General features: G+C 65.4%; 8 protein-coding genes and 4 tRNA genes. 10 read left to right on the plus strand and 2 right to left on the minus strand.

From position 1 onward, the window contains the following. Position 1 precedes the first annotated feature (1 nt). From uvrC to ACXJKH_RS12160, 3 genes are all read left to right on the plus strand, one after another. Positions 2-1,798, plus strand: a complete 1,797-nt coding sequence (gene uvrC / locus ACXJKH_RS12150; protein WP_457319626.1) for an excinuclease ABC subunit UvrC — start codon at positions 2-4, stop codon at positions 1,796-1,798. A gap of 9 nt (positions 1,799-1,807) precedes the next feature. Next, a complete protein-coding gene (gene pgsA, locus ACXJKH_RS12155) occupies positions 1,808-2,431 on the plus strand; it encodes a CDP-diacylglycerol--glycerol-3-phosphate 3-phosphatidyltransferase (protein ID WP_256776169.1) in 624 nt (207 codons plus the stop codon). Positions 2,432-2,477: 46 nt separating this feature from the next. Continuing rightward, a tRNA-Gly gene (locus tag ACXJKH_RS12160) sits at positions 2,478-2,553 on the plus strand. A gap of 251 nt (positions 2,554-2,804) precedes the next feature. Here ACXJKH_RS12160 and ACXJKH_RS12165 read toward each other — a convergent pair. After that, positions 2,805-2,930 (minus strand): hypothetical protein, encoded by a 126-nt coding sequence (locus tag ACXJKH_RS12165; RefSeq protein ID WP_457319627.1) that lies wholly within the window; start codon positions 2,928-2,930, stop codon positions 2,805-2,807. After that, a complete protein-coding gene (locus ACXJKH_RS12170; protein ID WP_457319628.1) occupies positions 2,927-3,322 on the minus strand; it encodes a hypothetical protein in 396 nt (131 codons plus the stop codon). Before ACXJKH_RS12170 ends, ACXJKH_RS12165 begins: the two co-directional genes overlap by 4 nt. Before the next feature lie 80 nt (positions 3,323-3,402). Here ACXJKH_RS12170 and ACXJKH_RS12175 point away from each other — a divergent pair, with 80 nt between their 5' ends. From ACXJKH_RS12175 to ACXJKH_RS12205, 7 genes are all read left to right on the plus strand, one after another. After that, a complete protein-coding gene (locus tag ACXJKH_RS12175; RefSeq protein WP_457319629.1) occupies positions 3,403-4,515 on the plus strand; it encodes an NAD(P)/FAD-dependent oxidoreductase in 1,113 nt (370 codons plus the stop codon). A gap of 148 nt (positions 4,516-4,663) precedes the next feature. Continuing rightward, positions 4,664-4,739, plus strand: a tRNA-Gly gene (locus ACXJKH_RS12180). 146 nt (positions 4,740-4,885) lie between these two features. Continuing rightward, positions 4,886-4,961: transfer RNA gene (locus tag ACXJKH_RS12185), tRNA-Gly, on the plus strand. A gap of 73 nt (positions 4,962-5,034) precedes the next feature. Next, positions 5,035-5,108, plus strand: a tRNA-Cys gene (locus ACXJKH_RS12190). 187 nt (positions 5,109-5,295) lie between these two features. Then, positions 5,296-5,754: a BLUF domain-containing protein gene (locus tag ACXJKH_RS12195; protein ID WP_457319630.1), complete on the plus strand. Its 459-nt coding sequence runs from the start codon at positions 5,296-5,298 to the stop codon at positions 5,752-5,754. An 86-nt stretch (positions 5,755-5,840) separates the two neighbouring features. Then, complete coding sequence (locus tag ACXJKH_RS12200) at positions 5,841-6,062, plus strand: hypothetical protein (protein WP_256776165.1); 222 nt, start codon at positions 5,841-5,843, stop codon at positions 6,060-6,062. 326 nt (positions 6,063-6,388) lie between these two features. Next, positions 6,389-6,625, plus strand: coding sequence for a hypothetical protein (locus tag ACXJKH_RS12205; protein WP_256776164.1), 237 nt, complete (start codon positions 6,389-6,391; stop codon positions 6,623-6,625). Positions 6,626-6,656: the final 31 nt, after the last annotated feature.

The raw sequence follows: 6,656 nt of genomic DNA on the forward strand, positions 1-6,656 counted from the left end.
CCTGAGTACCGCGCCCGGCGTCTACCGCATGTACGCCGCCGACGACAGCCTGCTGTACGTCGGCAAGGCGCGTGCGCTGCGCAATCGCGTTGGCAGCTACTTCAACGGCACGCCCAAGACCACCCGGATCATGTCGATGCTGTCGCAGGTCGCGCGCATGGACGTGACCGTGACCCGTTCGGAGGCCGAAGCGCTGCTGCTGGAAAACCAGCTGATCAAGTCGCTGTCGCCGCGCTACAACGTATCCCTGCGCGACGACAAGACCTATCCACAGGTGCTGCTCACCCGCGAAGACTGGCCGCGTATCGCGCTGCATCGCGGCCCGCGTGCGGTGCCGGGGCGCTACTACGGCCCGTATCCGGGCGTGACCGCCGTGCGCGACACGCTCAACCTGATGCACAAGCTGTTCAAGCTGCGCAGCTGCGAGGACAGCGTGTTCCGCAACCGCTCGCGGCCGTGCCTGCAGTACCAGATCGGCCGTTGCAGCGCGCCCTGCGTGGACCTGGTCAGCGCCGAGGACTACGCCGAATCGGTGCGCCGCGCGTCGATGTTCCTGGAAGGCAAGAGCGACCAGCTGGCGCGCGAACTGGGCACGCAGATGCAGGCCGCCAGCGAAGCGCTGGAGTTCGAACAGGCCGCGCGCCTGCGCGACCTGGTCACCGCGTTGCGCAGCATGCAGACGCGTCAATACGTGGATGGCCGCGCCGCCGACCTGGACGTGCTGGCCTGCGCCACGCAGGGCGCCAATGCGTGTGTGATGCTGCTGGCCTTCCGTGATGGCCGCAATCTCGGCACGCGCCCGTTCTACCCGCGCACCAACGGCGAAGAAAGCGCCGAGGAAGTGCTGGCCGCGTTCGTCTCGCAGTACTACGTGGAGCACTCGCCGCCGCGCGAAATCCTGCTTGACCGCGAGATCCCCGATGCCAGCCTGATCGAGTCGGCGCTGTCGGCCTCGGCCGAATACAAGGTGCAGTTGAAGTGGAACGTGCGCGGCGAGCGCGCCGGCTATGTCGAGCTGGCCAGCCGCAACGCGCAGATCACCCTGGTCAGCGAACTGACCAGCCGCAGCGCCCAGCACGCGCGCAGCGAAGACCTGCGGCAGATGCTCGGCCTGGCCGAGCAGGTCAAGCGCGTGGAGTGCTTCGACATCAGCCACACCATGGGCGAAGCCACGGTGGCCTCGTGCGTGGTTTTCGACGCCAGCGGCCCGGTGCGCAGCCAATACCGCCGTTTCAACATCAGCGGCATCGAGCCGGGCGACGACTACGCGGCGATGCGCCAGGCCATCGAACGCCGCTTCCGCCGCGCGGTGGAAGAAGACGGCGTGCTGCCGGACCTGCTGCTGATCGACGGTGGTGCCGGCCAGCTCGGCCAGGCACAGGCGGCGCTGGCCGACCTGGGCGTGGAAGGGGTGATGCTGGTCGGCGTGGCCAAGGGCGTGGAGCGCAGGGCAGGGCACGAGGCGCTGGTGCTGCCCGATGGCCGCGAACTGCGGCCGGGCGCGGCTTCACCGGCCCTGCAGTTCATCCAGCAGGTCCGCGACGAAGCCCACCGCTTCGCCATCACCGGCCACCGGGGGCGCCGCCAGAAGGCGCGCATGACCAGCAAGCTGGAAGACATCGCCGGCATCGGCCCGCGCCGACGCGCCAGCCTGCTCAAGCATTTTGGCGGTCTGGTCGGGCTCAAGGCCGCCGGCGAAGCCGAAATCGCGAAAGTGGAGGGCATCAATGACGCCCTCGCTGCGCGCATCTACGCTAACCTTCATGGACTGCCCACGCCCGACGCGGCGGGCGAGTAGAGAGATGCGATGAAGTTGACCCTCCCCACCTGGCTCACCCTGCTGCGGATCCTGATGATCCCGGTGCTGGTACTGGTGTTCTACCTTCCCTACAAATGGACCAATTTCGCCTCCGCGGCGATCTTCGGCCTGGCCGCGATCACCGACTGGCTGGACGGCTGGATCGCACGGCGCTACGACCTGGCCTCGGCTTTCGGCGCGTTCCTGGACCCGGTCGCCGACAAGCTGATGGTGGCCGTGGCCCTGTTCCTGATCGTGCAGGGGCATCCCACCGCGTGGATGGCGGTGTGGGCGGCGGTGATCGTCGGCCGTGAAATCGCGGTCTCGGCACTGCGCGAATGGATGGCCGAGATCGGCCAGCGCGCCAAGGTGCGCGTGGCGCTGATCGGCAAGGTCAAGACCACCGCGCAGATGGTGGCGCTGCTGTGCCTGCTGTATTCGGTGGCCCCGCACACGCCAATGAACGAAATCTGGATGGGCATTCCGGTGTTCCACATCGGCGACTGGACCCTGGCGATCGCTTCGATCCTCACCCTGTTCTCCGGCCTGCAGTACCTGCATGCTGCATGGCCGAGCCTGCGTGAGGACGAGCGCGCGGCGCGCGAAAACGCACGTGCGAAAAAGAATGGCTGAGGGCTGTTGACACCTGCGCATTTGGTTGTAGAATTTCGCCTCCCAAGCGGGAATAGCTCAGTTGGTAGAGCGCAACCTTGCCAAGGTTGAGGTCGCGAGTTCGAGTCTCGTTTCCCGCTCCAGATACGGTCTCCACCGGCAATCGATCGCCGTGTGGTGCAACGAAAAAAGCGACCTTCGGGTCGCTTTTTTCGTTTCTGCTGTTCGCGCTTACGGTCTCTGGCTGGCGTCCATGCTGTTGCAGTCGTCGTCCACGCCAAACCTGTCCTGATCAACGCGCACGCAGCGCGGCTGTATCGTCTCCGCTGCGAACCCACGCCTGTCGCCCAGCGCTGCCCCATGGCGTCCAGTTCACCGCTGGATTCGAGCAAGTTCAGTCGACTCTGTAGCAGCAACGGATCCAGCCGCGCCGCGTGGTCATCGCGGGCGCTGCCGATGCGGCCTCGCCCAGGAACAGCCCGGTGGTGGCCATGAGGGCAGCCCGCACGGTGGTCTTCATCGACCTCCTGCTGCGCGCGCGTTGCACCAGGTGCGCACGTCCTCGCGATCGAATCCGCGGCAGGGATTGTCGGCGCGGATATACACGTACGGCGCCGCGTCACGGTAGGTGAAGTGGTAGTAGTAGTGGCGGTCCTTGCCATACAGCCAATAGTTCGAGGAACCCTGGTTGATGACATAGGGCTCGAAGGTGAAGATCGACGATTCCTGGGGAATGACGTTGCTCCGGTCAAGCAGCAGCATCATCGCGTTGGACGCCAGGTTCGTCGCCACACAACCGATGACCCCGCAAGCGAACAGCGCAGCGAGGAGGAAATGGGCGATTGTAGGCAGGCGAGGCGTCATGCCCCGGATTCTCACATGGCCGCGCATCATGTCGGCGGCACGCTTCATACCCACTTCACCAGCACTTCATGGCCTCCCCGCCGGCCCCACGGATCCTGTGCCCCTCGCTTCCGCAGGACGTCATACGCATGGATATTTCTTCTTCGGCCTACGACTGGGACCTTGTCGTGATTGGCGCCAGCTTCGCCGGCGCCGCCTGTGCGCTGGCCGCCGCGCAATACGGGCTGCGCGTGTGCGTGCTGGAGCGCAAGACCGACCCCGGCGCGCGGCTGCATACCACCGGCATCATCGTGAAGGAGGCGATCGAACAGACCTGGCTCGGCCGGGCACCCGCAGAACTGCTGCAGCGTGTGGAACGCGTGCGTCTGTACGCGCCAAACCTGCGCAGCGTGCTGCTGGCCGCGCCCGGGTACTACTTCATGACCACCGACACCCCCAACCTGTTGCGCTGGTTGTCTGCCGAATTGCGCGGCAACGGCGTGGAACTGCGTCTGGGGCAGGCGTTCACGCAGGCGGAGCGCGACGGCGACGGCTGGCGGGTAAACGGGGCAGGGCGGACGCGCTACCTGATCGGCGCCGACGGCGCGGCCTCGCGCGTGGCCCAGCGCACCGGCTTGGGTCGGGTGCGGGACAACCTCTACGGTGTCGAACAGGAATTTGCCGGCGTGCAGCTCGCCGAGGCCGGTGCGCTGCACTGTTTTGCCAGCAAGCGCTTCGCGCCGGGCTACATCGGCTGGGTCGCGCAGAATCCCACCGGCGTGCAGGTGGGCCTGGCGCTGCGCCACGATCCGGCGAACGCGCGGCAACCGGAGCTGGCCGGCTTCCTGCAGCACGTAGGCAGCGTGGTCGGGCTGCCCGCCTCAGCCAGGCCGAGCGCCACGCGTGCCGGCTTGGTGCCGTGCGGGCTTCCGGATGGGCCGATCACCGCGCCGGGGGTGATCCTCACTGGCGACGCGGCGGGAATTGTTTCGCCGCTGTCGGCCGGCGGCATCCATTCCTCGTGGCGCCATGGCTGGGCCGTCGGCGATGCAGCGGGGTTGCACCTGCGAGGCAAGGGGCCGCCGGCGGAAGCCGTCGCCCAGCAGGCCGCCCCTACGTTCCGTCGCAAGCGCCTGATGCGCTGGGCGATGGATCACCTGCAGATGGACTGGCCGGTCAACCTGCTGCTTCGGTCTGGCGCCATGYGACGGACGGCGGAGCAGGTCTACTTTCATCGGCGTGGCATGCGGGTGGGCGCGTAGCGGATGAAGCATCCGACCCCCTTCTGCTGAACGAAGCTGTTGACGGCGTGAAGGAATCCCGACACAATAGCGCTCCTTCGACGCAGGTCGATGGGCCGACCGCCTCCAGCGCCTCACGGTGCGGTGCAGTCGGGGCAAGCGAAAGTCTGCGGGAATAGCTCAGTTGGTAGAGCGCAACCTTGCCAAGGTTGAGGTCGCGAGTTCGAGTCTCGTTTCCCGCTCCATATTTCGACAGGGCCCCTTCGGGGCCTTGTTTTTCTCCGCGGTGGCACGCGGGCGTCCTGAGCGGCATGGCCGATTGGGATGTGAAAAAAAGTGTGAAAAGGCTGGTGTGTTATCGGTGGTTTCGGTAAGATACGCGCCTGATTTTGCGGGAATAGCTCAGTTGGTAGAGCGCAACCTTGCCAAGGTTGAGGTCGCGAGTTCGAGTCTCGTTTCCCGCTCCACATCCAGACCAGGCCCCGTTCTCGGGGTCTTGTTTTATCGGGGTATGATTTCCCGGTAAGCGGTAAGGTCACCGGCCTGGTGGCAGAGTGGTTATGCACCGGACTGCAAATCCGTTGAGATGGGTTCGATTCCCGTCCAGGCCTCCAGATCGAAATACGCTCAAAGCCCGCGCAAGCGGGCTTTTTGCGTTTCCGCGTATGCGATCGTGTCGTAGGCGCTGCGGCAACGCCGCGACGAACGTTGCCGATGCTGGCAATCTGAATTATTCAGTGCAGCGCTTTATTCAGGTGGCTGAAAGTGACAGCATGACGCGTCATTATCAGGATCAAGCCCATGCCCCTTCGTGCGATCGCCTACGTCAGCGAGGCGTCCGCAGACCTGTCCACTGCCGGTCTGGATGCGCTGGTCGAGGACGCGGCTCGGTTCAACACGCTCGCCGGGGTCACCGGCGTGCTGCTGTTCGATGGTGAACGCTTCCTGCAGTACTACGAGGGTCCGGAGGACRGCATTGCCGCCGTGCACGAGCGCATCCTGCATGCCCGTAGCCACCGCGCCATCATTGAGTTGAACCGCGGCCCAGTACCGCAACGCAGCTTCCCTTACTGGGGGATGCGCTGGCTGGCCGTCGACACAGCGCTGATCCGGCAGTTGGCGATCGGCGACTGGGCCGGTTTTGCCCGTCGCATGGATGACGGCCCGACGGCGGGCAGTGGGCTGGAGCAATTGCTCACGCTGGTAGCGCGTGCCCTGGACGTGGCGCCGCCACCGCTCCAGCCGCATACCGTCAGCTGATCCCCGCGACTCGCCTGCGCAGCCTTCACCCGTTCAGGACGAACGCCTGCCCAAGATGGGCATCGATAGTTCTGTGAGGTTCTGCCATGGCTCTGGCCCTGTTGTTCGCCGCCGCCGGTGTGCCCGGTTCGTTCTGGGATTCGCCCAGCAATGTGAGCGGCGTGATCTGGCTGTTGATCGGRCTGGCCGGCATCGGGTTCTCGCTGGTGCTCGGCCGCGCACTCAAGCGCTTCAACGGCCTGGTCTGGACCCTGTTGCTGGTGGGGATCGCGATCGGTCTCTACGGCGCCTGGCGGATGGCGTCGTAAGCGGCCGACTGGACTGACGGCATCCTGCCCACCCTTGCGACGCGATGTCGCAAGGGCTTCAATCGCTGCATCTGCAGCGGTTTACTGACATCACCCTGTCAACACATCCTGCGCATGCTGGCTGCCTGCCCAAGGGCGGTAGGCAGTGTGAACGATTCAGCGACGCTGTCGCCCAAATCGGTGTGCCGATTGACTTGGCGCGAAGACCGTGCAAATTTTGGGTGAAATGCAAGTGAATCCTTCGCTGTCTTTGTTCCTTTTGCGCGGCAAGCTGCACACAGGGTGGTTGCTCGTCTCCGATGCAGGGCAAGTCCAAGGGAGGTCGTATGCAATACGGCGTACATGACTTGGCTGATGGCGTGCGCACCGAGCTGGAAGCCAGTTACAGCAAGCACGGGTGCGGCCCGGAATTCTGGACCACCTATCAACAGGTGTTGGAACGGCTGGTGCCCAAGGGTCGCAGTCGCACCCAGGTCACCAACGAGCTGGCGTTGATCATCGAGCAGCTGGGCATCGTCCGGCGCGCGCAGATGGTGCCGCCGCGGACCACCGGCACACGCTGATACCGGTTGGGGGACCGGCGCCGTCGATCGA

Source organism: Stenotrophomonas sp. P5_B8 (assembly GCF_054049855.1).